General features: G+C 71.5%; 20 protein-coding genes. 13 read left to right on the forward strand and 7 right to left on the reverse strand.

Translation table 11 applies throughout. The features are described 5' to 3' along the window. Positions 1 to 148 precede the first annotated feature (148 nt). The 3 genes from ACIGXM_RS26235 to ACIGXM_RS26245 all read right to left on the reverse strand — a co-directional run bounded on the left by ACIGXM_RS26235 (position 149) and on the right by ACIGXM_RS26245 (position 3235). The gene (locus ACIGXM_RS26235) at positions 149 to 1186 is read right to left on the reverse strand and encodes a PAC2 family protein (RefSeq protein WP_396564921.1); all 1038 of its coding nucleotides are present in this window, start codon (positions 1184 to 1186) and stop codon (positions 149 to 151) included. A 315-nt stretch (positions 1187 to 1501) separates the two neighbouring features. Next, positions 1502 to 2326, reverse strand: coding sequence for an SGNH/GDSL hydrolase family protein (locus ACIGXM_RS26240; protein ID WP_396564923.1), 825 nt, complete (start codon positions 2324 to 2326; stop codon positions 1502 to 1504). A gap of 126 nt (positions 2327 to 2452) precedes the next feature. Beyond that, a complete protein-coding gene (locus tag ACIGXM_RS26245) occupies positions 2453 to 3235 on the reverse strand; it encodes a YqjF family protein (protein ID WP_396565140.1) in 783 nt (260 codons plus the stop codon). Positions 3236 to 3877: 642 nt separating this feature from the next. Here ACIGXM_RS26245 and ACIGXM_RS26250 point away from each other — a divergent pair. Continuing rightward, complete coding sequence (locus ACIGXM_RS26250) at positions 3878 to 4504, forward strand: DsbA family protein (RefSeq protein WP_396564924.1); 627 nt, start codon at positions 3878 to 3880, stop codon at positions 4502 to 4504. Between the two features lie 285 nt (positions 4505 to 4789). Here the strand turns inward: ACIGXM_RS26250 and ACIGXM_RS26255 are convergent, their stop codons facing one another. Continuing rightward, entirely contained in the window at positions 4790 to 5836 is a 1047-nt protein-coding gene (locus ACIGXM_RS26255; protein WP_396564926.1) for a hypothetical protein, read from the reverse strand. A gap of 394 nt (positions 5837 to 6230) precedes the next feature. Here ACIGXM_RS26255 and metH point away from each other — a divergent pair, with 394 nt between their 5' ends. The 3 genes from metH (at position 6231) to ACIGXM_RS26270 (ending at position 12452) form a co-directional block, all read left to right on the forward strand. Continuing rightward, positions 6231 to 9734 (forward strand): methionine synthase, encoded by a 3504-nt coding sequence (gene metH, locus ACIGXM_RS26260; protein ID WP_396564928.1) that lies wholly within the window; start codon positions 6231 to 6233, stop codon positions 9732 to 9734. Between the two features lie 136 nt (positions 9735 to 9870). Next, positions 9871 to 10575, forward strand: coding sequence for an HAD family hydrolase (locus ACIGXM_RS26265; RefSeq protein WP_396564930.1), 705 nt, complete (start codon positions 9871 to 9873; stop codon positions 10573 to 10575). A gap of 263 nt (positions 10576 to 10838) precedes the next feature. Continuing rightward, a complete protein-coding gene (locus ACIGXM_RS26270) occupies positions 10839 to 12452 on the forward strand; it encodes an ABC transporter substrate-binding protein (RefSeq protein ID WP_396564932.1) in 1614 nt (537 codons plus the stop codon). 63 nt (positions 12453 to 12515) lie between these two features. Here the strand turns inward: ACIGXM_RS26270 and ACIGXM_RS26275 are convergent, their stop codons facing one another. Both ACIGXM_RS26275 and ACIGXM_RS26280 read right to left on the reverse strand, forming a co-directional pair. After that, positions 12516 to 13187 (reverse strand): response regulator, encoded by a 672-nt coding sequence (locus tag ACIGXM_RS26275; RefSeq protein WP_396564934.1) that lies wholly within the window; start codon positions 13185 to 13187, stop codon positions 12516 to 12518. Further along, positions 13188 to 14102, reverse strand: coding sequence for a RecB family exonuclease (locus ACIGXM_RS26280; RefSeq protein ID WP_396564936.1), 915 nt, complete (start codon positions 14100 to 14102; stop codon positions 13188 to 13190). It abuts the gene before it with no gap. 205 nt (positions 14103 to 14307) lie between these two features. Here ACIGXM_RS26280 and ACIGXM_RS26285 point away from each other — a divergent pair, with 205 nt between their 5' ends. From ACIGXM_RS26285 to ACIGXM_RS26295, 3 genes are all read left to right on the forward strand, one after another. Next, entirely contained in the window at positions 14308 to 15513 is a 1206-nt protein-coding gene (locus tag ACIGXM_RS26285) for a site-2 protease family protein (RefSeq protein ID WP_396564938.1), read from the forward strand. A 49-nt stretch (positions 15514 to 15562) separates the two neighbouring features. Beyond that, positions 15563 to 16519 carry a tRNA (adenine-N1)-methyltransferase gene (locus ACIGXM_RS26290; RefSeq protein WP_396564940.1) on the forward strand — a complete coding sequence of 319 codons (957 nt, stop codon included), beginning with the start codon at positions 15563 to 15565 and terminating at the stop codon, positions 16517 to 16519. A 148-nt stretch (positions 16520 to 16667) separates the two neighbouring features. Beyond that, on the forward strand, positions 16668 to 17258 hold the full coding sequence (locus ACIGXM_RS26295) for a hypothetical protein (protein ID WP_396564942.1): 591 nt from the start codon (positions 16668 to 16670) through the stop codon (positions 17256 to 17258). A gap of 28 nt (positions 17259 to 17286) precedes the next feature. On the opposite strand, the gene ACIGXM_RS26300 is transcribed toward ACIGXM_RS26295, so the two are convergent. Next, a complete protein-coding gene (locus ACIGXM_RS26300; RefSeq protein WP_396564944.1) occupies positions 17287 to 17589 on the reverse strand; it encodes a ferredoxin in 303 nt (100 codons plus the stop codon). Between the two features lie 253 nt (positions 17590 to 17842). On the opposite strand from ACIGXM_RS26300, the gene arc reads away from it, so the two are divergent. The 6 genes from arc (at position 17843) to pafA (ending at position 25228) form a co-directional block, all read left to right on the forward strand. Then, positions 17843 to 19609 (forward strand): proteasome ATPase, encoded by a 1767-nt coding sequence (gene arc / locus ACIGXM_RS26305; protein WP_396564946.1) that lies wholly within the window; start codon positions 17843 to 17845, stop codon positions 19607 to 19609. Positions 19610 to 19822: 213 nt separating this feature from the next. Then, positions 19823 to 21334, forward strand: a complete 1512-nt coding sequence (dop, locus tag ACIGXM_RS26310) for a depupylase/deamidase Dop (RefSeq protein WP_396564948.1) — start codon at positions 19823 to 19825, stop codon at positions 21332 to 21334. Positions 21335 to 21550: 216 nt separating this feature from the next. Beyond that, positions 21551 to 21769, forward strand: coding sequence for a ubiquitin-like protein Pup (locus ACIGXM_RS26315; RefSeq protein ID WP_396564950.1), 219 nt, complete (start codon positions 21551 to 21553; stop codon positions 21767 to 21769). Between the two features lie 281 nt (positions 21770 to 22050). Continuing rightward, positions 22051 to 22893 carry a proteasome subunit beta gene (gene prcB, locus ACIGXM_RS26320; RefSeq protein WP_396564952.1) on the forward strand — a complete coding sequence of 281 codons (843 nt, stop codon included), beginning with the start codon at positions 22051 to 22053 and terminating at the stop codon, positions 22891 to 22893. Between the two features lie 51 nt (positions 22894 to 22944). Further along, positions 22945 to 23715 carry a proteasome subunit alpha gene (prcA, locus tag ACIGXM_RS26325; protein ID WP_396564954.1) on the forward strand — a complete coding sequence of 257 codons (771 nt, stop codon included), beginning with the start codon at positions 22945 to 22947 and terminating at the stop codon, positions 23713 to 23715. A 151-nt stretch (positions 23716 to 23866) separates the two neighbouring features. Further along, the gene (gene pafA / locus ACIGXM_RS26330) at positions 23867 to 25228 is read left to right on the forward strand and encodes a Pup--protein ligase (RefSeq protein WP_396564956.1); all 1362 of its coding nucleotides are present in this window, start codon (positions 23867 to 23869) and stop codon (positions 25226 to 25228) included. Positions 25229 to 25346: the final 118 nt, after the last annotated feature.

Genomic DNA, 25346 nt, shown 5'->3' on the forward strand with positions numbered 1-25346 from the left:
TGACAGACCGCCTGAGCGCTGGGTTCTTTCTTTCCTGTACTGCCGGCGGCCCGCGGCGCGCCGGCGGGGTGCGGCGCCCCCCGCCGCCCCGCCCCCCCCGCCCCCCCCCCCCCCCCCCCCACTGCTGGGTCCGTCCGCTGACGGCCGCTCAGCCGTCCTGCGCGTCGTGCCGGTCGTCCTTGCGGTCGCCGTCCTCGGCGCCGGGGTCGCCGTTCCCCGCGGTGTCGGCACCCTCGGCCGGCCCGCCGTCCTCGGTCGGCTCGGCCGGTTCCACCGGCTCGGTGGGCTCCGTCGTCCGTTCCACCGCGGTCCGGCCGCCCACCGGCTTCTCGCCCGCCGGCCCCTGGTTCTCCCGGCGGCGCAGGTAGCGTTCGAACTCGCGGGCGATGGCGTCCCCGCTCGCCTCGGGCAGCTCGGCGGTGTCCTGGGCCTCCTCCAGCTGCTGGACGTACTCGGCGACCTCGTTGTCCTCGGCGGCGAGCTGGTCCACGCCCAACTGCCAGGCCCGGGAGTCCTCGGGCAGGTCGCCCGGCGGGATCCGCAGGTCGAGCAGGTCCTCCAGCTTGTTCAGCAGGGCCAGGGTGGCCTTGGGGTTGGGCGGCTGGGCCACGTAGTGCGGAACGGCGGCCCAGAGCGTCACCGCGGGCACCCCGGCGTGGGCGCAGGCCTCCTGGAGCACGCCGACGATGCCGGTCGGGCCCTCGTAACGGCTCTCCTCCAGGTCCAGCGTGCGGGCCACGTCCGGGTCCGAGGTCACCCCGCTGACCGGTACCGGACGGCTGTGCGGGGTGTCGCCCAGCAGCGCGCCGAGGATCACCACCAGTTCCACGCCCAGCTCGTGCGCGAAGCCGAGCAGCTCGTTGCAGTAGGAGCGCCAGCGCATGCTGGGCTCGATCCCCCGCACCAGCACCAGGTCGCGGGTCTTCGGCTCGGTCACCCGGACCACCGACAGCCGGGTGGTCGGCCAGGTGATCCGCCGGATGCCGCCGTCCAGCCAGACGGTGGGCCGGTTGACCTGGAAGTCGTAGTAGTCCTCCGCGTCCAGGGCGGCGAACACCTTGCCGCCCCAGGTCTCGTCCAGATGCGCGACCGCCGTGGAGGCGGCGTCGCCCGCGTCGTTCCAGCCCTCGAAGGCACAGACCATGACCGGGTCGATCAACTCGGGAACATCTTCCAGCTCGATCACCCAGCGTCTCCCTCCGGCCGACCCGGGCACGCCCCCCGCCCGGGGGCGGATGCGGCGAACCAGCGGCCGGCTGCCGACTGCTTCCCTCATCACGTGGAACGCCCTGTTCCACGGACCGTACCTGCCCAGCCTACGGGCTTTGATGCCTGCCGAAGTCCGGCGGGCGGCGCTCCGGCCGGGCCCACCGCGGCCGATCCGCCGAGTGCGGTCGCGGCGGGCCCGCCGGGACAGTCTGGGGCCCTGTCCGGCGGGCCGCCACCGGTTATCCGGTCGGCTCCGCCCGTGCGGTCGGCATCGCCGCCCGCCGGGGTCGGGTCAGCCGGCGAGAGCCCGGGCGACGGCGGGGAGGTAGCCCCGGGCCTGGCCCTCGGCGGTGGGGTGGAAGGACTCCCACGGCTTGGACAGCACGATCCCGGTGATCCACTCCGAGCCGCGCGGGGCGCAGAGGCCGTGGCCCGCGAAGTCGCCGCGCGGGTCGGCGAACCGGGCGTGGTGGGCGGTGGCCTGGCGCTGGACGAGGTCGTCCAGCTGGTCGGTGAGCGCGTTGAACCGGTCGCGACGACTGGTGGTGCCGGCCCAGCAGTTGGCGACGGACTCCAGCAGGTGCGGATAGCCCGTCAGCACCACCCGGGCGCCGGGCGCGCGTTGGCCGATCGCGGTCAGCAGGCCGTCGAGGTGGGCCGGCAGGTCGTCGGCGAGCAGCCGCGCGGAGTGGTCCAGCGCGCTCGTGCAGTGGTGGTCGGTGGTGAGCGGCTGCAGGCAGGCGATCACGGCGTCCGAGAAGTCCAGGTCGTTGCCGCCCACGGTGACGCTGACCAGTGCGGTGTCGGACGGCACGGTGGGGAGCTGGTCGGTGCGGACCTCGTCGGTGGTGGCGCTCTCGCAGGCCGTGTCGAGGAAGGCGGAGGGGGAGTGGGCGGCGGCCCAGAGCGTGGGGTAGGCGAGTGAGCTGCGGTGGCAGTCGCCGCTGGCCGGATCGTAGGAGCGGGCGGCGACCCCGGCGGCGTAGGAGTCGCCGAGCGCGGCGTAGCCGGGGCTGGGCGCGGGGGTGGGAGCGGCGTTCGCGGGTGTCGTCGCGCCCAGGAACAGCAGCGGGACGGCGGCCAGTGCGGCGCGGAGGCGGGGGCGAAGGGCGATCATGGTCACTCATGGTATTCACTTGAACACTATTGGTGGCGGATCTGTGGAGTGTCAGCCGCTCTTCCTCGGATCTGCACGACCGTGCGTTCGGTTTTTCCTCGGTACTCTCTCGTGTTTCCCTCGTGGTCAGCGCGGCGTCGAGGTCTCGCGCGGTGGGTGCGATGGGGGGTGTGAGGGTGGGCCGAAGCGGACCGGGACGCCGGGGGAGTAGAGCACGCTCACCGGTGGCCCGGTGAGTGGTGGCAGGCCGGCCGCAGTCAGCAAGTCCTCGTCCAGCTCGGTCAGTTCGGCGCGGAACAGCGGCCAGCGCGGGTGGGCGTTCGGCAGGTGCGTCAGTCGGCCGAACGGCGCGTTGTGCAGGGCCCAGCGGGCGGTCAGGAAGTGTTCCAGGGCACTGGGTTCCGGTACGGCCCCGCCCACCCGCACCGCCAGCCGGCAGTGCGCGCCGCGTGGTCCGGGCCAGCGGCGGACGCTGGAGTAGCGGACCGTGTCTCCCCGGTGCTCGATCGCCATCCGGGCCCAGACGTACGGGAGTCGGAAGCCGATCCGGGCGGCCAGTACGGGTACCAGCCGGGACGCCTCGAGGGAGCGGAAGACCACGCCGCGCCGCCCGTACCGGTCGACCGAGTACAGGCGGACGTTCGTCTCCGGGAACGTTCCGAGGTAGGGCAGGCCGGGAAATCGGTACCAGCCGATCCGATGCATCCGGAAGGCCACCAGGCCGACGTAGGTGAGCCCGTCGAAGGTGTCGGGGGCCGTGCCGGGTGGCAGTAGGCGGGCCACCGCCGAGGGGTCCACCGGCCAGTGCAGGAAGGTCAGGTCGAGCCAGGACTGGGTCAGTAGCGGGCTGCTCACCCCGCGTGGCGGATCGGGGGTGATCGGTTCCGGTGGCGCGGGCGTCGGCGGCATCGGGGGCACGGGGTGGATCCTATGGGCGAACTCCTCGACCATTGAGTGCCTTTCGACTTTGAGGCCTGACGTCGACTTTGGGGGAACGTCGACTTTGAGGTCTGGCGTCGACGGAGGGTCGCTGCGAGCGGCGGTCGACAGCGTGAGCAGTGATCGGCACCGTGATCGCCGATCACGTTTCGGATCACTGCTCGCGCCTTGGGCCGCCGATCACGTTTCGGATCACTGCTCGTGATTCGGAGCGGCGCGCTATCCGGCGCTGAACCTCACCGCTCCCGGCCCGTGTGACCCGGAGCGCCAGTCGCGCCCCGGGTCTGCGCTCCGCTTCCGGAGCGGGTGCCACATTCGAGAGCACTGATCTCTATTGGGATCAGTGCTCTCGCTCCCGCTCGCGGCCTGAAGTGTCGACGGCCCCTCCCGGAGCCGGTGCGGAGTGCCGGGGGCGCACGCCGTTCTCCCGATCTTGGCCGCAAGGGTGGTCGGCGTGCCCGGTCGGCCTGCGCGGGTGGCGCGCAACGTCGGCGCGCACGGTCCACACCACGCGTCGCTGCCGCATGGTTGGCGCCCCGGTCCCGGTGTTCCCGGTGGCCTGTGTCGGATTCGCCGCACGCTCGGCGCCTTCCGCGGCCTATCGTGGGGCGCATGACGACTACCGATCAGACTGCTCCGACCAAGGTCGACTTCTACTTCGACCCGGTCTGCCCCTTCGCCTGGATCACCTCCCGCTGGATCCTGGAGGTCGAGCAGTACCGCGAGTTGGACCTCAGCTTCCGCGTGATGAGCCTCTCCGTCCTCAACGAGAACCGCGAGGACATGTCCGAGGAGTACCAGGCGAGGCTGACCCGCGCGTGGGGCCCGGTGCGGGTCTGCATCGCCGCCGCCCAGGAGCACGGTCCGAAGGTGCTGCGCGACCTCTACACCGCGCTCGGCACCCGGATCCACAACCAGGGCAACAAGGACCTGCCCGCGGTGATCCGCGAGGCGCTCGCCGAACTCGGCCTGCCGGCCGAGTTGGCCGATGCCGCCGAGAGCACGCAGTACGACGAGGCGGTGCGCCGGAGCCACCACGAGGGCATGGACCCGGTCGGCGAGGACGTCGGCACGCCGACCCTGCACGTCGACGGTGTGGCCTTCTTCGGTCCGGTGCTCTCCGCGATCCCGCGCGGCGAGGACGCGGTCAAGATCTTCGACGGCGCCCGCCTGCTGGCCGGCTACCCGAAGTTCTTCGAGCTCAAGCGCACCCGCACCGGCGAGCTCGACTTCAGCTGAGCCCGTCGCGGCGACTGCTGGGGAGGGGAGTGGCGACGGCTCGTCGCCACTCCCCGAACTCTCCGAACTCCCCGAACTCATCTGTGGCAGCAGCGAGTTCAAGCGCGACGGGAGCAGCTACGGTGCTGCGGTGCCCTGATGCCTTCCGCGGCAGCGCCTGAAGGCACCCGAAGACACCTGAAGCCCTCAGAGCGCCCGACCGCGGAGACGGCGGTGCGTACCGGCCGAGCCGCGCGCCACCAGGCCTGCCCACACCGCGAGTTGGGGCGGCATCCCGGCCCCGCCTCACTCCGGCAGCCCGCACCAGTCCCGCCGGTAGGCCGCCCAGTCCGCCGCGCTCGCCGAGAAGTCCGCGTACATCCCCACCCCGAAGGACGACCGGTCCGCCCGGTCCGTGGCCCGCCGTCCCAGCGCCAGCCGGACGCCGCGCACGGCGGCGGCCACCGTCTCCGCCGAGCCCCGATGGCCCCACTGGTCCGCGTAGTAGGCCGGCAGTCCCATCACCAGGCCGACCGACGCCGGGGTGGCCTCCAGCGCCAGCGTGGTCTGCCGCGCGACGTACCCGCTGTACAGCGACCGCGCGGGCATCCCGGTGTCGTACGACATCACCGCGATCTGGTCGACCCTCCGGGCCACCTGCCCGAAGTACCCCTGGGACCACCACTTCGGATGGTCGGCGACCAGCTGTCCGACCCGGTGCAGCCCGGGCAGCGGGTCGATCTGCGGCGCGGCCACCGAGAGCGGGACGCCCCGGGCCGCGGTGAGCGCGTGCACCTGGTCCAGCAGGGCGAGGTAGCCGGCGCTGCCGGAGTGCACTGGCTCCAGGTCGAAGTGCACGCCGTCGAACCCGGCGGCCAGCACCTGCTGGACCGAGGCGGCGATCCGGTCCCGGACGTCGGCCCGGTCCAGGTTGAGCCCGTTCTCCTCGGGTTCGACCAGGTCGCCGAGCCAGGCCTGTACCCGGACCCCGGGCAACTGCTGGTGCACGGCCGCGATGAGCTGTCCGGCCCGTGGGTATCGGGAGGCGGGCAGCGAGCCGTCGTCCGAGAGCGGGCCGGCATGCACGTACAGGTCACGGACCGCCAGGTCGGGAGCCGCCCCAACGGACCCGCCCGCACCGGACCGACCCGAGCCGGACCCGCCCGAGCCGGGGGAGCCGCCCATCAGCCGGGTCAGCGCGGCCAGGTCGGCGGCGCTCTTGCCGCCGTCCACCCAGGCGTGGCCCAGCCAGACCGCGTCCTGCCCCCGGGTGCGGGCCTGCGCCGACGGCGTGCCGGCATCCTCCAGGCGCAGCGCCAGCGCCGCCGAGCCCACCGGAAGCAGCGCCAGCACCGCCAGCAGCAGCGCGGCGCCCCCGATCCGCCGCCGTCCCGACCGCCCGGGCCGCCGTCCTGATCGCCCGGGCCGCCGCCCCGGCCCCCGGGACGGGGCGCGCCACCCCCGTCCGTTCACCCGTTCGCGCGCACCCGCCGTTCCATCTGCCGAGACCCCAGCCCGCGAGGCTCCCGCAGCCCCCGTGGGCCCGTCGCCCCTGTTCGCCGCCATGCCGCTCATCCCCCGTCCCGCCCACACCCGCCCACCGGGCCGCCCCTCCCGGCCCGTCGAATGGCTCACCATACGGAACGCCCCTCATGGCAGGTCGCCCGGCCGGATACGCTGGCCGGGTGCATCCCCGTCACAGAGGGGAGCGCATAGCCGACAGCCGTCGCATCCAGGGAGTAGCCCCATGGCCACCAGTGTCCCCTCAGCCGCCCAGCAGTCCCGCGCCACCGCCTTGCGCGAAGCCCTCGCCCACCGGGTGGTGGTCGCCGACGGCGCGATGGGGACGATGCTGCAGGCGCAGGATCCCTCGCTGGAGGACTTCCAGGAGCTGGAGGGCTGCAACGAGATCCTGAACGTGACCCGGCCGGACATCGTGCGTTCGGTGCACGAGGCGTACTTCGCGGTCGGCGTGGACTGCGTGGAGACCAACACCTTCGGCGCCAACCACGCGGCGCTGGGGGAGTACGAGATCGCCGAGCGGATCTTCGAGCTCTCCGAGGCCGGTGCCCGGATCGCGCGCGAGGTCGCGGATGCCTTCGCCACCCCCGACCGCCCGCGCTGGGTGCTGGGCTCGATCGGCCCGGGCACCAAGCTGCCCACCCTGGGCCACGCCCCTTACCAGGTCCTGCGGGACGGCTTCCAGCGGAACGCGGCCGGCCTGATCGCGGGCGGCGCGGACGCGCTGCTGGTGGAGACCAGTCAGGACCTGCTGCAGACCAAGGCGGCGATCCTCGGCTGCAAGCGGGCACTGGCCGAGGCGGGCCTGGACCTGCCGGTGCTGGCCCAGGTCACGGTGGAGACCACCGGCACCATGCTGCTCGGTTCGGAGATCGGCGCGGCGCTCACCGCGCTGGAGCCGTTGGGCATCGACTACATCGGCCTGAACTGCGCGACCGGCCCGGCCGAGATGAGCGAGCACCTGCGCTACCTGGCGAAGAACGCCCGCATCGGCCTGTCCTGCATGCCGAACGCGGGCCTGCCGGTGCTGGGCAAGGACGGCGCGCACTACCCGCTCACCCCGGCCGAGCTGGCCGACGCGCACGACACCTTCACCCGCGAGTACGGCCTCGCCCTGGTCGGCGGCTGCTGCGGCACCACCCCCGAGCACCTGCGCGCCGTGGTCGAGCGAGTCCAGGGCCGTCCGGTGGTCTCGCGCACCCCGCAGCCGGAGCCGGCCGCCGCCTCGCTCTACCAGTCGGTCCCGTTCCGCCAGGACACCTCCTACCTGGCGATCGGCGAGCGCACCAACGCCAACGGTTCGAAGAAGTTCCGCGAGTCGATGCTGGCCGGCGACTGGCAGGCCTGCGTGGAGATCGCCCGTGAGCAGATCCGGGACGGCTCGCACCTGCTCGACCTCTGCGTGGACTACGTGGGCCGGGACGGCGTCGCCGACATGCGGGAGGTCGCCGGCCGGTTGGCCACCGCCTCCACCCTGCCGATCGTGCTGGACTCCACCGAGACCGACGTGCTGCGCGCCGGTCTGGAGCTGCTGGGCGGCCGTGCGGTGCTGAACTCCGTCAACTACGAGGACGGCAACGCCCCGGACTCCCGCTTCGCCAAGGTGGCCACGCTGGCCCGGGAGCACGGCGCCGGCCTGATCGCGCTGACCATCGACGAGGAGGGCCAGGCCCGCACCGCGGAGAAGAAGGTGGCGATCGCCGAGCGCCTGATCGCCGAGCTCACCACCGACTACGGGATCGAGGAGAGTTCGATCCTGGTGGACTGCCTGGCCTTCACCCTGGGCACCGGGCAGGAGGAGTCGCGCCGCGACGGCATCGAGACGATCGAGGCGATCCGCGAGCTGAAGCGCCGTCATCCGGCGGTGCAGACCACGCTGGGCCTGTCCAACATCTCCTTCGGTCTCTCCCCGGCCGCCCGCGTGGTGCTCAACTCGGTCTTCCTGCACGAGTGCGTGCAGGCGGGCCTGGATTCGGCGATCGTGCACGCCTCCAAGATCGTGCCGATCGCGCGGATCCCCGAAGAGCAGTGCGAGGTCGCGCTCGACCTGGTGCACGACCGCCGTCGCGAGGGCTACGACCCGTTGCAGCGCCTGCTGGAGCTGTTCGAGGGGGTCTCCACCGCCTCCGCGGCCGCCTCCAAGGCGCAGGAGCTGGCCGCGCTGCCGCTGGAGGAGCGGCTCAAGCGGCGGATCATCGACGGCGAGCGCAAGGGCCTGGAGGCGGACCTGGACGAGGCCCTGGGAGTGCGCCCGGCCTTGGAGATCATCAACGAGACGCTGCTGGACGGCATGAAGGTGGTCGGCGAGCTGTTCGGCTCGGGCCAGATGCAGCTGCCGTTCGTGCTGCAGTCCGCCGAGGTGATGAAGACCGCGGTGGCCCACCTGGAACCGCACATGGAGAAGTCCGACAGCGAGGGCAAGGGCACCATCGTGCTGGCCACCGTCAAGGGCGACGTCCACGACATCGGCAAGAACCTGGTGGACATCATCCTGTCCAACAACGGCTACACCGTGGTCAACCTGGGCATCAAGCAGCCCGTCTCGGCGATCGTGGAGGCCGCCCAGGAGCACGGCGCGGACGTGATCGGCATGTCCGGGCTGCTGGTCAAGTCCACCGTGATCATGAAGGAGAACCTCCAGGAGCTCAACCAGCGCAAGCTGGCGGCCCAGTACCCGGTGATCCTGGGTGGTGCCGCGCTGACCCGCGCCTACGTGGAGCAGGACCTGCACGAGATCTACCAGGGCGAGGTCCGTTACGCCCGGGACGCCTTCGAGGGCCTGCAGCTGATGGACGCGCTGATCGCGGTCAAGCGCGGCGTTCCCGGTGCGACCCTGCCCGAGTTGCGGCAGCGCCGGCACGCCCGGGTCGAGGTGGCGGAGCCGGAGGAGGTCAACCTGGGCCAGGTCCGCTCGGACGTGGCGCTGGACAACCGGGTGCCGGTCCCGCCGTTCTGGGGGGACCGGATCGTCAAGGGCATCCCGTTCGCCGACTACGCCTCCTGGCTGGACGAGGACGCGCTCTTCAAGGGCCAGTGGGGGCTGAAGGCCTCGCGGACCGGCGACGGGCCGTCCTACGACGAGCTGGTGGAGACCGAGGGCCGGCCGCGGCTGCGGATGTGGCTGGACCGGCTGCAGACCGAGGGCTGGCTGGAGCCCGCCGTGGTCTACGGCTACTACCCGGCCAACTCCAAGGGCGACGACCTGATCGTCTACGCCGAGGACGGCAGCGAGCGCACCCGCTTCACCTTCCCGCGCCAGCGCCGCGGGCGCCGGCTCTGCCTGGCCGACTTCTTCCGTCCGGAGGAGTCCGGCGAGCGCGACGTGGTGGCCCTGCAGGTGGTCACCATGGGCAACCGGATCTCCGAGGCCGCGGGCGAGTTGTTCCGCGCCGACGCCTACCGCGACTACCTGGAGCTGCACGGCCTGTCGGTCCAGCTCGCCGAGGCGCTGGCCGAGTTCTGGCACGCCCGGGTCCGCTACGAGCTGGGCTTCGGCGACGAGGACCCGCAGGACGTCCGCGACATGTTCGCGCTGAAGTACCGCGGCGCCCGGTTCTCCCTCGGCTACGGCGCCTGCCCCGAGCTGGAGGACCGCGCCAAGATCGCCGAGCTGCTGAAGCCCGAGCGGATCGGCGTGGTGCTCTCCGAGGAGTTCCAGCTGCACCCGGAGCAGTCCACCGACGCGATCGTCATCCACCACCCGGAGGCTAAGTACTTCAACGCGCGGTAACCCACTGATCGCGCGTCGTTCGCTCGACTGCGCGTATCCTGGACGACCCCGTACGGGCCGGCCCGCCACACCGGCGGACGCCGGCCCGTGCCGCCCGGCAGCGGGCGGCACGGCGGCGACTCGAAGGGACGTGCCCATGACCAGCATCGACACCACCACCCCGGCCCTGACGGTGACGGGGGACCACGGGCTGCAGGCGGTGCTGCTGGACATGGACGGCACCCTGGTCGACACCGAGGACTTCTGGTGGCAGGCCGAGGCCTCGCTCCTCGCCGAACTCGGCCACCAGCTCGACGAGTCGCACCGCCGGCACGTGGTCGGCGGCCCGATGACCCGGGTGGTGGACTACCTGATCGCCGAGACCGGCGTCGAGCTCACCCCCGCCGAGCTGAGCGGCCGGATCAACGCCCGATTCGTCGAGCTGCTGGACGGCGGCGCGCCGCTGATGCCCGGCGCCGCCGAGCTGCTGGGTCTGCTGCGCGAGCACGCCATCCCGACCGCGCTGGTCTCCGCCTCGCACCGGCGGATCATCGACCTGGTGCTGCGCAACCTCGGCGACCACCCGTTCGCCTTCTCGGTGGCCGGCGACGAGGTGGCCCGCACCAAGCCGCACCCGGACCCGTACCTGGCCGCGGTGGCCCGGTTCGGCGCCGAGCCCGGCCGCTGCGTGGTGATCGAGGACGCTCCGCTGGGCGTGCTGGCCGGCGAGGCGGCCGGCTGCCCGGTGATCGCGGTGCCCTCGGTGGCGCCGATCGAGCCGGGGCCCGGGCGGACCCTGCTCAGCTCGCTCGCGGAGCTCGATCTCGACCTGCTGCGTTCGGTGGTCGCGGCGCGGGTGTGATGCTCGTCTCACCAGCCGGCTCGTGATGCCCCGTCAGGGTCTGTCGAAGCGGGAGAAATCGGGCATTGCCTGACAACTCATCTGTTCCCCCGCCCAGGCGGCGCATCCCGGCCAGGATCTGGTGGCAGAGCTGTGACTTTGATATGGCAGGCTGCTCGCGTCTATCCCGACACGCCCACGCAGCCGCCCGCACGCGCCCCCGACCCGGAGGCCGTCCGGCTGCCACCGGCACCCCACGGCCGGCCTGCACGGAGAAGGAACGCATGACTTCAGGCATACGACGCGCGCCCGGCCGCATGGCCGCGCTGGGCTGCGCCGCTCTGGTCGCCGCCACGGTCTCGGGCTGCGGCTCGGTCCAGAACGCGGTCTCCGGTGGCAGCACGAGCAGCGCCATCACGATGGGCACCATCAGCACCACCAGCACCCTCGATCCGGCGGGCGCGTACGACACCGGCTCCTGGATGATCCTGGAGAACACCTTCCAGTCGCTGCTGAGCTTCCCGGTGGGCGCCACCTCCCCGCAGCCGGAGGCCGCCCAGTCCTGCTCGTTCACCGGCAGCGACTCGATGACCTACCAGTGCACCCTGCGCTCGGGCCTGACCTTCTCCAACGGCCACCCGCTGACCGCGCAGGACGTGGTCTTCTCGATCAACCGGGTGAAGCAGATCAACGACCCCAACGGTCCGTCGGCGCTCTTCGGCACCATCCAGTCGGTCGAGGCCCAGGGCGACAGCACCGTGGTCTTCCACCTGACCCAGCCGGACGCCGTGCTGCCCGACGAGCTGGCCACCGCGGCCGGTTCGATCGTCGACCACACCGTCTTCCCGGCCAACAAGGAACTGCCCAACAGCCAGCTGATCGGCTCCGGTCCCTACAAGATCGAGTCGATCCAGGACATGTCCGACGGCAAGACGCCGAGCCAGGTCGTGCTCACCCCGAACACCCACTACCAGGGCAGCCAGAAGCTGGCGAACTCCAAGTTCACGCTGCGCTTCTACAAGACCGCGAGCGAGGTGAAGTCCGCGCTGGACAGCGGCGCGATCGACCTCACCGACAACAGCCTCGACCCGAGCGTCTCGGCCCAGCTGCAGACCGACTCGCAGTCCGGCGTCGGCAACTACAAGGTCACCCAGGGCGCCGCCTCCGACGCCAGCTACCTGGTCTTCAACACCAAGGACGAGACCACCGGCCAGACCGCGGTGCGCCAGGCCGTCGCCCAGCTGATCGACCGTGAGGCGATCGCCAAGGACGTCTACGCGAACACCGTCGAGCCGCTGTACTCGATCATCCCGCAGGGCATCGGCGGCCACACCACGGCCTTCTTCGACAAGTACGGCGACCCCAGCGTGAGCAAGGCCAAGGCCATCCTCACGGCGGCCAAGGTCCCGCTTCCGGTCAAGCTCGACATCGCCTACCAGGGCGGCCCGGTCGGCCAGGCGCTGACCGCGCAGATGAAGTCGGAGCTGGAGGCCGACGGCCTGTTCCAGGTGAACATCACCACGCAGTCGGACCCGTCCGCCTACCAGCAGGGCTACACGAACGGCGCCTACCAGTCCTTCCTGGTCGGCTGGAGCATCGACTACCCGGACGCCGAGGACTTCGTGGTCCCGCTGGTGGTCGGCGGCGGCAGCTTCCACAACGGCTACGACAACCCGCAGATCAGCCAGCAGCTGGTGCCGGTCTCGCAGAAGCAGGCCGACCGCACCGCCGCCGCCAGCACCTTCGCCAGCATCCAGAGCATCCTGGCGAACGACGTGCCGATGCTGCCGCTGTTCCAGGACAAGTCGTACTTCGTCTCGCGCAACAACATCACCGGCGTCGAGCAGACCGTGGACTCCACCGGCGTCTACCGGTTCGCCGGGATCGGCCGGCAGTAGTCCGCCGCCCACGCGAAGGGGCCGGCCGGGGAACCCTCCCCGGCCGGCCCCGCCGCGTTCGGCTCACAGCGTCCCGGGACGCACCAGCCCGCTCTCGTAGGCGTAGACCGCCGCCTGCACCCGGTCGCGCAGCCCCAGCTTGGTCAGCACGTGCCCGACGTGGGTCTTCACCGTGGTCTCGCTGACGAACAGCTCGGCCGCGATCTCCGCGTTGGACAGCCCCTTGGCGACCAGCCGGAGCACCTCCATCTCCCGCTCGGTCAGCGCGGTCAGCGCCGGCGAGGGCGCCTCGTCGCCCGAGGGCAGCCGGGTGGCGTACATGTCCAGGAGCCGTCTGGTGATCGAGGGCGCCAGCATCGCGGCGCCGTCCGCCACCACCCGGATCGCCTGCACCAGCTCCTCGGCCGGCACGTCCTTCAGCAGGAACCCGCTGGCTCCCGCGCGGAGCGCCTCCACCACGTACTCGTCCAGGTCGAAGGTGGTCAGCACGAGCACCTTGACCGGGCCGTCCCGCCCCGGCCCGACGATTCGCCGGGTGGCCTCCACCCCGTCCATCCGGGGCATCCGGATGTCCATCAGCACCACGTCCGGCTGCAGCGCCCGCACCTGCTCCAGCGCCTGCTGGCCGTCCCCGGCCTCGCCCACCACCACCAGGTCGGTCTCGGCCTCCAGGATCATCCGGAAGCCGGTGCGCAGCAGCGGCTGGTCGTCGACCAGCAGCACACGGATCGTCACCTAGGACTCCTTGCTCATCTGATTCACGTCTGACCCCTGGCGGCCCGGGGGCTCCTCGGTCGTGCGCGCCGCCGGCAGCACCGCCAGCGGCAGCGGGTACGGCGGGGGAGTCCCGCCGAACTCCGGACAGCTCTGCTGATGGTCGCACCAATCGCAGAGCCGGTTGCGGGTTGCCGGGAACTCCCCGGTCGCCACCGCCCGACAGATCGCCTCCCAGAGCGCCAGCAACTTGCGCTCCATCGACCGCAGATCGGCCTCGTCCGGGTCGTAGCTCACCACGTCGCCGCCCCCGCCCAAGTACACCAGCTGCAGCCGCTTGGGGATCACGCCCTTCCAGCGCCACACCACCAGGGCGTAGAACTTCATCTGGAACATCGCCTTGGCCTCGAAGTCCCGCGACGGCGCCCGGCCGGTCTTGTAGTCCACCAGCCGCACCTCGCCGGTCGGCGCCACGTCCACCCGGTCGATGTACCCGCGCAGGTGCAGACCCGAGTCCAGCACCGTCTCCACGTACAGCTCGCGCTCGGCCGGCTCCAGCCGGGTCGGGTCCTCCAGCCGGAACCACTGGGCCAGCAGCTTCTCGGCGTCCGCCAGCCACCGACCCAGCGCGGTGCCGTCGGGATCCTCCGGGAACAGCTCGGCCAGCTCCGGCCGTTCGCCCAGCAGCCGCTCCCACTGCGGACGCAGCAGCTCACGGGCCCGGTCCACGGTCCGCTCGGGCGCCGGATGGTCGAAGAGCCGTTCCAGCACCGCGTGCACCACGGTGCCCCGGGTGGCCGCCGGGCTCGGCGGTTCCGGCAGCTTGTCGATCACCCGCAGCCGGTAGAGCAACGGGCAGGTCAGGAAGTCCCCGGCGCGGGAGGGGGAGAGCCCGGTCGGCGGCGCGGCGCGGCGGGCGGTCTCGGTCTGCTGCATGCGTCGACCCTATGGGGTCGGGCTGTCATCCGGCTGTCAGGGCACTCACATCGGGGATCCCTTGGTGGCCGGTGCCGTATCCGGGGTAGGACACTCGGTACCAGGGCCGTCCAGCCGACGCCGGACGAGATCACGTAGCGTGGGCAGCCAACCCCCGCCCGAACCGGCCGGGGAGCGGCGGGGCAGACGACCTGAAGGGGTCACGGTGAGCGACACCACGGGGCAGCAGACCTCCGAGCAGCCACCCCAGCAGGACCAGCGGCCGACCGGGTCCGAGCGCCCGGGCGGTGCCATCCTGATGGGTCGGCCCTTCGGCGTGCCGATCTACATCACCCCCACCTGGTTCGTCATCGCCGCCCTGATCACCTGGCTCTTCGGCAGTGAACTCCGCACGGTGCTGCCCGGCCTCGGCTTCGCCCGCTACCTGGTGGCGCTCTTCTTCGCGATCGCGTTCTACGGCTCGGTGCTGGTCCACGAACTCGCCCACACCCTGGTCGCGCTCCGCTACAGGCTCGGCGTGCGCCGGATCCAGCTGCAGTTCTTCGGCGGCGTCTCGGAGATCGAGCGGGAGGCCGAGACCCCCGGTCGGGAGTTCTGGCTCGCCTTCGTCGGTCCGCTGCTCTCGTTGGTGATCGGCGGCCTCTGCTGGGGCGCGCTCCAGCTGGTCCGGGCCGGCACCGTCCCCGGCGTGCTGATCGCCGGCCTGGCGATCTCCAACCTGGTGGTGGCCGCCTTCAACCTGCTGCCCGGCCTGCCGCTGGACGGTGGACGGATGCTGCGCGCACTGGTCTGGGGCCTGACCGGCCGCCCGATGGCCGGCACGGTCGCCGCCGCCTGGGCCGGCCGGGTGCTCGCGCTGGCCGTGCTCTTCGGCCTCCCGGCGATCGGCACCGCCCGGGCCGGTGGCCAGTCCAACGGTGACGCCCTGCTCGACTCGGTGCTCGCCGCGATCCTCGCCGTGATCATCTGGAACGGTGCCGGCGCCGCCGTCCGCAACGCCCGGCTCAAGGCGGTGCTGCCCGCGCTCGACCTGCGCACTCTCACCAGGCGCGCCGTCACCGTCGCCTCGGACACCCCGCTCGCCGAGGCGCTCCGGCAGGCCCGCGAGGCCCAGGCCGGCGGCGTCGTCCTGGTCGACGGCGGCGGCCAACCGACCGCCCTGGTCAAGGAGGCCGCCGTCCTCCAGATCCCCGAACAGCGCCGCCCCTGGGTGGCCGCCGCCGCGCTCGCCCGTGCCATCGAGCCGGGGTTGCGGCTGCCCGCCGACCTCGCCGGCGAACGGCTGCTCGCCGCCCTGCGGGCCACCCCGGCCAGCGAGTACCTGGTCGTCGAGCCGGACGGCACGGTCTACGGCGTGCTCGCCGTCAGCGACGTCGAGCGCCGCCTCGCCGCCGCCGTCGCCGGCCGCTGACCAGTCCACGTGGTCCGGGGCGGCCCGAGAAGCCCTTAGGATTGTCCGCATGTCCGAACCGACCGGTGCCACCCGCAGGCGGGGGCCATTCACGGTCGGGGACCAGGTCCAGCTGACCGACCCCAAGGGCCGCCACTACACGTTCACGCTCGAAGCCGGGAAGAACTTCCACACCCACAAGGGTGCGTTCCCGCACGACGAGCTGATCGGCGCCCCCGAGGGTACGGTCGTGCGCACCACGGGGAACGTGCCGTATCTCGCGCTGCGCCCCCTGCTCCCCGACTACGTCCTGTCCATGCCGCGCGGTGCGGCCGTCATCTACCCCAAGGACGCGGGGCAGATCCTGGCCATGGCCGACATCTTCGCCGGCGCCCGGGTGGTCGAGGCCGGCGTCGGCTCCGGTGCCCTCAGCACCTACCTGCTGCGCGCCGTCGGCGACACCGGCATGCTGGCCTCCTACGAGCGCCGCCAGGACTTCGCCGACATCGCCCGGAAGAACGTCGAGCGCTACTTCGGCGCACCCCACCCGGCCTGGAAGCTCACCGTCGGTGACCTCCAGGACAACCTGGTGGAGACCGAGGTCGACCGGATCATCCTCGACATGCTCGCCCCCTGGGAGTGCCTGGACGTGGCCGCCAAGGCCCTCGTCCCCGGTGGTCTGATCTGCTGCTACGTGGCCACCACCACCCAGCTGTCGCGCACCGTCGAGGCCCTGCGCGAGCACGGCACCTTCACCGAGCCGCAGGCCTGGGAGACCATGGTCCGCACCTGGCACGTCGAGGGCCTGGCCGTCCGCCCGGACCACCGGATGATCGGCCACACCGGCTTCCTGCTCACCTCCCGCCGGCTCGCCGACGGGGTCGAGCCGCCGCTGCGCCGCCGCCGCCCCGCCAAGGGCGCCTACGGCGAGGACTACGACAACGGGGCCGCCGAGCCCACACTGGCCGAGCGCGCCGCCGCCCGGGCCGCCGCCCGCGAGGCGACCCCCGTCATCGAGCAGGACTGACCCCGAACGCCCGGGGACGGTGCCCACCCGGCACCGTCCCCGGGCGTTCTCGTCCGCCGCTCCCGAGCGCGCCCCCGGTGACCGGCCGATCACCCCTGATGTGCGACGATGCTGCCTCACACCCAGACCTGCCGGTGGAGGGCACCCCGTGGCAGACGCAGTGGCAGACCGGACACCGGCGCAGGCTCCCGCGCACACCCGCACCCGGGCCCGGCACTGGATCGCCGTCGCCGCCGCCGTGTCCGCGGTGACCGGCGGCGCCCTGGCCGCGAGCCCGGCCGTCGGCGTGACGACCACCGCCGCACCCGGCACCCCCCGGCCGGTCCCCACCGCCGAGGCCCCCGACCCCGCCAAGGCCCAGCTCCCGCTCGACTGCGGCCCGCTCCCGGTCAGGACCAGCATCAGCGTCCCCACCGACCTCGGCGACGGCGTCCCCAGCACCCTGGTCGCCGCCCACTGCGACACCGCCGGCGGCACCGCCCCCGACGGCGTCTTCCTGCTCACCCCCGGCCCCGGAGGCCCGCCCCGGATCCAGCAGACCCTGGTCCGCTGGCAGGAGGGCTTCACGGTGACCCGGCTCGCGCTGCGCGGCGACGGCAGCATCACCGCCACCGCCGAGGGCTACTCCACCCCCGACGTCCCGCGCTGCTGCCCCGACCTCACCGTCACCCTCAACTGGACGCGTCGGGGCGGATCGTACGTCCGCACCCAGAGCAGTGCCCCGTCGGCCACGGCCTGACGGGGCACCAGCGACCGGCGCGCGCGGATCAGTCGGCGTCCGGCCCGTACACCTCGACCCCGTCGCGCACCCGGCGCACGTGGATGCAGTCGCCCGGGCACTCCTTCGCGGAGTCCACCACGTCCTGAAGCAGTGTCAGCGGAACCGGCGCGGTCTCGCCCGGCTGCTGCCGCAACTCGTCGTCCTCGCCCTTGACATAGGCCAGCCCGTCGATGTCCAGCTCGAAGACCTCAGGCGCGTACTGGACGCAAATGCCGTCGCCCGTGCACAGGTCCTGATCGATCCACACCTCGAGCGGCTCACCGGAGGCCGCCTCGCTGGTCACTGACATCTGCTCCTGCCGTTTCTGTCCGCTTGTCCGACGATCCGTCCAGGAGGAACGGTCACGATCGGGTATTGACTTGCTCGACCCTACATCCGCCCGCTTTCCGAGCGTGCGCGGTGGGTATCTCCCTGCCGAGGGGAAGCACACACGGGTGAAGATCGGACACACCCCTTCCGTCTTTCTTGATCTAGGGGTTTACACGGCCCCTGGTCCAGGTAGGGTCTGGAAGCATCCCGCTCCCCAGGAGGAGGTGAGGACCGTGGCAGCCCACGATGACGACTACAACCGCAGTGCCGGCAAGCCCGCTCGTGGTTCCGACGAGGCCGCACAGGTCTCGTACCTCGAGCAGGAGATCGCCGTCCTGCGCCGCAAGCTCGCCGAGTCCCCGCGCTCTTCGAGAGTCCTCGAAGACCGCATCGTCGAGCTCCAGACCAACCTGGCCGGAGTCACCGCCCAGAACGAACGGCTCGCCTCCACCCTGCGCGAGGCCCGCGACCAGATCGTGGCCCTCAAGGAGGAGGTGGACCGGCTGGCCCAGCCCCCCGCCGGGTTCGGTACCTTCCTCAGCCAGAACGAGGACGGTACGGCCGACATCTTCACCGGTGGTCGCAAGCTGCGGGTCAACGTCAGCCCCAGCATCGAGCTGGACGAGCTCCGCCGCGGTCAGGAAGTGCTGCTCAACGAGGCCCTCAACATCGTCGACGCCTTCGAGTTCGAGAGCATCGGCGACATCGTCACCCTCAAGGAAGTCCTGGAGGACGGCGAGCGTGCCCTGGTCATCGGGCACACCGACGAGGAGCGGGTGGTCCGACTCGCCGAACCGCTCCGCGACGTCACGCTGCGCGCCGGCGACGCCCTCCTCCTGGAGACCCGTTCCGGCTACGTCTACGAGGTCGTGCCCAAGGCCGAGGTCGAGGAACTGGTCCTCGAAGAGGTCCCGGACATCGACTACCGCCAGATCGGCGGCCTCTCCAACCAGATCGAGCAGATCCGCGACGCGGTCGAGCTGCCCTACCTGCACGCCGAGCTGTTCCGCGAGTACGAGCTGCGCCCGCCCAAGGGCGTCCTGCTCTACGGCCCGCCCGGCTGCGGCAAGACGCTGATCGCCAAGGCGGTCGCCAACTCGCTCGCCAAGAAGGTCGCCGAGGTCACCGGCCGCCCGCAGGGCAAGAGCTACTTCCTCAACATCAAGGGCCCCGAGCTGCTCAACAAGTACGTCGGCGAGACCGAGCGGCAGATCCGGCTGGTCTTCCAACGGGCGCGCGAGAAGGCCGGCGAGGGCACTCCGGTCATCGTCTTCTTCGACGAGATGGAGTCGCTCTTCCGCACCCGTGGTTCCGGCGTCAGCTCGGACGTCGAGAACACCATCGTTCCCCAGCTGCTCGCCGAGATCGACGGCGTGGAGGGCCTGGAGAACGTCATCGTGATCGGCGCCTCCAACCGCGAGGACATGATCGACCCGGCGATCCTGCGTCCCGGCCGGCTGGACGTCAAGATCAAGATCGAACGCCCGGACGCCGAGGCCGCCAAGGACATCTTCTCCAAGTACCTCAAGCCCTCGCTCCCCTTCCACCCGGACGACCTCAAGGAGCACGACGGTTCGCTGGAGGCGACCGTCGCCGCCATGATCCAGTCCGTGGTCGAGCGGATGTACTCCGAGAGCGAGGAGAACCGTTTCCTGGAGGTCACCTACGCCAACGGTGACAAGGAAGTCCTCTACTTCAAGGACTTCAACTCCGGCGCCATGATCCAGAACATCGTCGACCGGGCCAAGAAGATGGCCATCAAGGACTTCCTGGACCACGGTCAGCGCGGTCTGCGCGTCTCCCACCTGCTCGCCGCCTGCGTCGACGAGTTCAAGGAGAACGAGGACCTCCCCAACACCACCAACCCGGACGACTGGGCCCGGATCTCCGGCAAGAAGGGCGAGCGGATCGTCTTCATCCGCACCCTGGTCACCGGGAAGCAGGGCGCCGAGTCCGGCCGCTCCATCGACACGGTGGCCAACACCGGTCAGTACCTGTAGTCGTCCCGCACCGCCACCCCGTCCGGCCGCGGCCCCCCGGGCTCCGCGGCCGGACGGCGCGTCTGCGCCGCCGGCCCCCTGCCCCGGCCGCGGCGCAGCGCACCACGTCCGACCCGCCGCCCCGCGGACCCGACGGTCCGTCAGCCGCGGCGCCACAGCAGTCACGTCGGTGCCCCGCCCGCTCGGGGCGGGGCGACGGGCAAGGAGGGCCGCATGACCGTAAGGCGCGTGATGGGCATCGAGACCGAGTACGGGATCTCCGTGCCCGGGCACCCCAACGCCAACGCCATGCTCACCTCGTCCCAGATCGTCAACGCCTACGCGGCGGCGATGCACCGGGCGCGCCGCGCCCGCTGGGACTTCGAGGAGGAGAACCCGCTGCGGGACGCCCGGGGTTTCGACCTCGCCCGCGAGGTGGCGGACGCCAGCCAGCTCACCGACGAGGACATCGGCCTCGCCAACATCATCCTGACCAACGGCGCCCGGTTCTACGTGGACCACGCCCACCCCGAGTACAGCTCGCCCGAGGTCACCAACCCGCGCGACGCGGTGCTCTGGGACAAGGCCGGCGAACGGATCATGGCCGAGGCCGCCGCCCGGGCGCTGGAGCTGCCCAACGGGCAGCAGATCCACCTGTACAAGAACAACACCGACAACAAGGGCGCCTCCTACGGCACCCACGAGAACTACCTGATGCAGCGGGCCACCCCGTTCGCCGACATCGTCCGCCACCTCACGCCCTTCTTCGTCTCCCGCCAGGTGGTCACCGGCTCCGGTCGGGTGGGCATCGGGCAGGACGGCTCCGCCAACGGCTTCCAGATCAGCCAGCGGGCGGACTACTTCGAGGTCGAGGTCGGCCTGGAGACCACGCTCAAGCGGCCGATCATCAACACCCGGGACGAACCGCACGCCGACGCCGAGAAGTACCGCCGGCTGCACGTGATCATCGGCGACGCCAACCTCTCCGAGATCTCCACCTACCTCAAGCTCGGCACCACCTCGCTGGTGCTGGCGATGATCGAGGAGGGGTTCATCGCGGTCGACCTCGCCGTCGACCAGCCGGTCCGGACCCTGCACCGGATCTCCCACGACCCCGAGCTGCGGCAGCTGATCGCGCTGCGCAGCGGCCGCAAGCTGACCGCCGTGCAGCTCCAGATGGAGTACTGCGAGCTGGCCCGCAAGTACGTCGAGGACCGCTACGGCCACGACGCCGACGAACAGACCAAGGACGTGCTCGCCCGCTGGGAGGACGTGCTCGGCCGGCTCGAGCGTGACCCGATGAGCCTGTCCCGGCAGCTCGACTGGATCGCCAAGCGGGAGCTGCTGGAGGGCTACCGGCAGCGGGACGGGCTGGACTGGGACAACCCGCGGCTGCACCTGGTCGACCTGCAGTACAGCGATGTCCGGGCGGAGAAGGGCCTCTACAACCGGTTGGTCGCGCGCGGCCGGTTCGACCGGCTGGTGACCGAGGACGAGGTCGCCCGGGCGGTCCACCAGCCGCCGGAGGACACCCGTGCCTACTTCCGCGGCCGCTGCCTGGAGCAGTACGCCGAGCACGTCGCGGCGGCCTCCTGGGACTCGGTGATCTTCGACCTGCCCGGCCGCGACTCGCTGCAACGGGTGCCCACCCTGGAGCCGCTGCGCGGCACCCGCAACCACGTCAAGGAACTGCTGGACCGCTGCCGCACCGCGGAGGACCTGGTCCGGGTCCTCTCCGGTGGGTGAGCGATCACACACCACGGGTGAACGACCCGGTGGAGGGGAATCATCCAGGTGACGTTCCGGCGTTGAAGAGAGTGGGGCGGACCGTCCGACCCGGTGCCCGTGGCGTGAGCCGCGGACACCACGCAAACGGGCAGCGCTTGTCGCCACCCGGTGTATAGGGTCTGAGCAACAGGCTCCGACCAACCGTGCCAGACGAATGCGAGCGGGGTGAGGGACATGGCGACCAAGGACACCGGCGGCGGCCAGCAGCGGGCGAACCGCTCCTCGGAGGAGACCGAGGAACAGGTAGCGGAGGCGGAGCAGTCCGAGGAGCTCAAGGAACGCCAGGAAAAGCTGAGCGACGACGTTGACGCGGTGCTGGACGAAATCGACGAAGTCCTCGAGTCCAACGCCGAGGACTTCGTGCGCGGATTTGTCCAGAAGGGCGGACAGTAAGGCGCCCCGGAATCGCATTCCGGGCACATCGCCCGAAATGCGGAAAAGCATTGCCGAGCACTCTTCCCGCGCCGCAGGCGCCTTGTCGCGCCTGCGGCGCGGTCTGTGGCGACGCCGAGCGGTGCGTCGTCGGGCCGGATGGGCCGAGCATGTGGATCACGGCCGGGAAACGGGTAGGGTCCGTGGCGTCCTCCGCTTCGCCCACAGTGCGGCACCGGGAAAGGCCGAGGGACCGGCCCGAGGCACTTCGGCGGGCCGCCGACTCATCTGGAAGGAATCGTGTGGAAGCCAACACTCGCGGCACCGGGCGTCTACCGGCTGCCTTCCTGACCCCCGGGTCCTCCTCGTTCATCGAGTTCCTGGCGGACCACTCGCCCGAACTGCTGCCCGGTCGGCGGACGCTCCCCGAGGGGCTGACCGTCGAGGCGCCGCACGGGACCACCATCGTCTCGGCGGTGTTCGACGGCGGGGTGGTGCTCGCCGGTGACCGGCGGGCCACCATGGGCAACGTGATCGCCCAGCGCGACATCGAGAAGGTCTTCCCCGCCGACGAGTACAGCGCGGTCGGCATCGCCGGCACCGCCGGGCTCGCGGTGGAGATGGTCCGGCTCTTCCAGCTCGAGCTGGAGCACTACGAGAAGATCGAGGGGACCGTGCTCTCCCTGGAGGGCAAGGCCAACCGGCTGACCACCATGATCCGGGGCAACCTGGGCATGGCGATGCAGGGCCTGGCCGTGGTGCCGATCTTCGCCGGCTACGACCTCGACCTCGGCCGCGGTCGGATCTTCACCTACGACGTCACCGGCGGCCGGTCCGAGGAGCGGGGCTTCGCGGCCATCGGCTCCGGCTCGCTCTTCGCCCGCGGCTCGCTGAAGAAGCTCTACCGGGAGGACCTGACCGGCGACGAGGCCGCCACCCTGGTGGTCCAGGCGCTCTACGACGCGGCCGACGACGACTCGGCGACCGGCGGTCCGGACATCGCCCGGCAGATCTTCCCGATCGTCTCGCTGATCACCGAGGACGGCCTCCGCAGGCTGTCCGACGACGAGGTGGCGCGGATCGCGGTCTCGATCACGGACCGGCGACTCACCCACCCCAACGGGCCGCAGGCCCCCCTGCTCTAGTCCGCCAGGGCCACACCCACTCACCCACCTGACAGAAGGGGACGACCGCCGGTGTCCACACCGTTCTACGTCTCGCCTCAGCAGGCCATGGCGGACCGCGCGGAGTACGCCCGCAAGGGCATCGCGCGCGGCCGCAGCGTGGTCGTGCTCACCTACGCCGACGGCATCGTCTTCGTCGCCGAGAACACCTCCCGGGCGCTGCACAAGGTCTCGGAGATCTACGACAAGATCGCCTTCGCGGCGGTCGGCCGCTACAACGAGTTCGAGAACCTGCGGATCGGCGGCGTGCGCTACGCCGATCTGCGCGGCTACTCCTACGACCGGGCCGATGTGACGGCCCGTGGGCTGGCCAACGTCTACGCCCAGACGCTGGGCACCATCTTCTCCTCGGTCGGCGAGAAGCCGTACGAGGTCGAGCTGATCGTCGCCGAGGTGGGCCGCACCGCGGAGGACGACCAGATCTACCGGCTCACCCCGGACGGTTCCGTGGTGGACGAGAAGAACTCGATCGTGGTCGGCGGCAACGCCGACTCGATCGGCAACTACCTGGGCCAGCGGCACCGGTCCGGGATGAGCCTGGCCGAGGCGCTCCGGCTGGCCGTGGACTCGCTCGCCCGGGACCCCAACGGCGGCACGCCGCGGGCGCTCACCCCGGAGCAGCTGGAGGTCGCGGTGCTGGACCGCGGCCGGTTCCAGCAGCGCAAGTTCAAGCGGATCCTGGGCGGCCAGCTCAGCCGGCTGCTGAGCGGCGACGAGTCGGCCGCGGTGGACGAGGCCGACACCCCGGCCGACGGGACCGGCCCGGCCGCCCCGGAGGCGTAGTTCCCGGCCGTACGGCCATCGCGCCCGTGCGGTGCGGCGTGCAGGGCGCCGCACCGCACGGGCGTGCGCGTTTTCCGACTGCTGGAAATCGTGGCCCGATTGGCGCGGCCGAAACGGTTTCAGAACGCTGTCGGAAGCGTAAAGTCCCAGCATGGACCGCCGAATTTTCGGGCTGGAGAACGAGTACGGCGTCACGTGCACGTTTCGGGGACAACGGCGTCTGTCTCCGGACGAGGTGGCCAGGTACCTCTTCCGCCGCGTAGTTTCCTGGGGACGCAGCAGCAATGTCTTCCTGCGCAACGGCGCCCGCCTCTATCTGGACGTCGGTTCGCATCCCGAGTACGCCACGCCGGAGTGCGACGACGTCACCGAGCTGGTGACGCACGACAAGGCGGGTGAACGCATCCTGGAGGGCCTCCTGGTGGACGCCGAGCGGCGGCTGCACGAGGAGGGCATCGCCGGGGACGTCTACCTCTTCAAGAACAACACCGACTCGGCGGGCAACTCCTACGGCTGTCACGAGAACTACCTGGTGGCCCGGCACGGCGAGTTCTCCCGGCTGGCCGACGTGCTCATCCCGTTCCTGGTGACCCGCCAGCTGATCTGCGGGGCGGGCAAGGTGCTGCAGACGCCGCGCGGCGCGGTCTACTGCGTGAGCCAGCGGGCCGAGCACATCTGGGAGGGCGTCAGCTCGGCGACCACCCGGTCCCGTCCGATCATCAACACCCGGGACGAGCCGCACGCGGACGCCGAGCGGTACCGGCGGCTGCACGTGATCGTCGGCGACTCCAACATGTCGGAGACCACCACGCTGCTCAAGGTCGGCGCCACCGACCTGGTGCTGCGGCTGATCGAGGCCGGTGTGGTGATGCGGGACCTCACACTGGAGAACCCGATCCGGGCGATCCGCGAGGTCAGCCACGACCTGACCGGCCGGCACCAGGTGCGGCTGGCGAACGGCCGGGAGGCCAGCGCCCTGGAGATCCAGGAGGAGTACTTCACCAAGGCGCTGGAGTTCGCCGACCGCAAGGGGCTGAACACCGGCACGGTGGCCCGGGTCCTGGAGCTGTGGGGTCGCACGCTGGAGGCGGTGCGCACCGAGGACCTGGCCAAGGCCGGCACCGAGATCGACTGGATCATGAAGTACCAGCTGATCGAGCGCTACCGCGAGAAGCACCAGATGAGCATGTCCAACCCGCGGATCGCCCAGATCGACCTCGCGTACCACGACATCCACCGCCGGCGCGGGCTCTTCTACCTGCTGCAGGGCAAGGGCCAGGCGCAGCGGGTGACCACCGACCTGAAGACCTTCGAGGCGAAGTCGGTGCCGCCGCAGACCACCCGGGCCCGGCTGCGCGGGGACTTCATCCGTCGGGCGCAGGAGCAGCGCCGGGACTTCACGGTGGACTGGGTGCACCTGAAGCTGAACGACCAGGCGCAGCGCACGGTGCTCTGCAAGGACCCGTTCCGCTCGGTGGACGAACGGGTGGAGAAGCTGATCGCCGGGATGTAGCCGGCGGGCCGGCCGGGGGGGGGGGGGGGGGGGGGGGGGGGGGGGGGGGGGGGGGGGGGGCCCGCGGCGCGGCGCCCCGGGGGGGGGCGGCCCCCGCCCCCCCCGCGGGGCGCGGCGC

Origin of the sequence: Kitasatospora sp. NPDC052896, assembly GCF_044547075.1 — a bacterium.
In the GTDB taxonomy this organism is placed as follows: Bacteria; Actinomycetota; Actinomycetes; order Streptomycetales; family Streptomycetaceae; genus Kitasatospora.

What these genes read in the sequence shown, in the direction of transcription:
- ACIGXM_RS26250 (WP_396564924.1), top strand. Translation starts at nt 3,878, where the DNA reads ATGACGACTACCGATCAGACTGCTCCGACCAAGGTCGACTTCTACTTC.
- pafA (WP_396564956.1), top strand. Translation starts at nt 23,867, where the DNA reads ATGGACCGCCGAATTTTCGGGCTGGAGAACGAGTACGGCGTCACGTGC.
- ACIGXM_RS26270 (WP_396564932.1), top strand. Translation starts at nt 10,839, where the DNA reads ATGACTTCAGGCATACGACGCGCGCCCGGCCGCATGGCCGCGCTGGGC.
- ACIGXM_RS26265 (WP_396564930.1), top strand. Translation starts at nt 9,871, where the DNA reads ATGACCAGCATCGACACCACCACCCCGGCCCTGACGGTGACGGGGGAC.
- ACIGXM_RS26315 (WP_396564950.1), top strand. Translation starts at nt 21,551, where the DNA reads ATGGCGACCAAGGACACCGGCGGCGGCCAGCAGCGGGCGAACCGCTCC.
- ACIGXM_RS26290 (WP_396564940.1), top strand. Translation starts at nt 15,563, where the DNA reads ATGTCCGAACCGACCGGTGCCACCCGCAGGCGGGGGCCATTCACGGTC.
- ACIGXM_RS26245 (WP_396565140.1), bottom strand. Translation starts at nt 3,235, where the DNA reads ATGCCGCCGACGCCCGCGCCACCGGAACCGATCACCCCCGATCCGCCA.
- ACIGXM_RS26300 (WP_396564944.1), bottom strand. Translation starts at nt 17,589, where the DNA reads ATGTCAGTGACCAGCGAGGCGGCCTCCGGTGAGCCGCTCGAGGTGTGG.
- dop (WP_396564948.1), top strand. Translation starts at nt 19,823, where the DNA reads ATGACCGTAAGGCGCGTGATGGGCATCGAGACCGAGTACGGGATCTCC.
- ACIGXM_RS26240 (WP_396564923.1), bottom strand. Translation starts at nt 2,326, where the DNA reads ATGATCGCCCTTCGCCCCCGCCTCCGCGCCGCACTGGCCGCCGTCCCG.
- metH (WP_396564928.1), top strand. Translation starts at nt 6,231, where the DNA reads ATGGCCACCAGTGTCCCCTCAGCCGCCCAGCAGTCCCGCGCCACCGCC.
- ACIGXM_RS26280 (WP_396564936.1), bottom strand. Translation starts at nt 14,102, where the DNA reads ATGCAGCAGACCGAGACCGCCCGCCGCGCCGCGCCGCCGACCGGGCTC.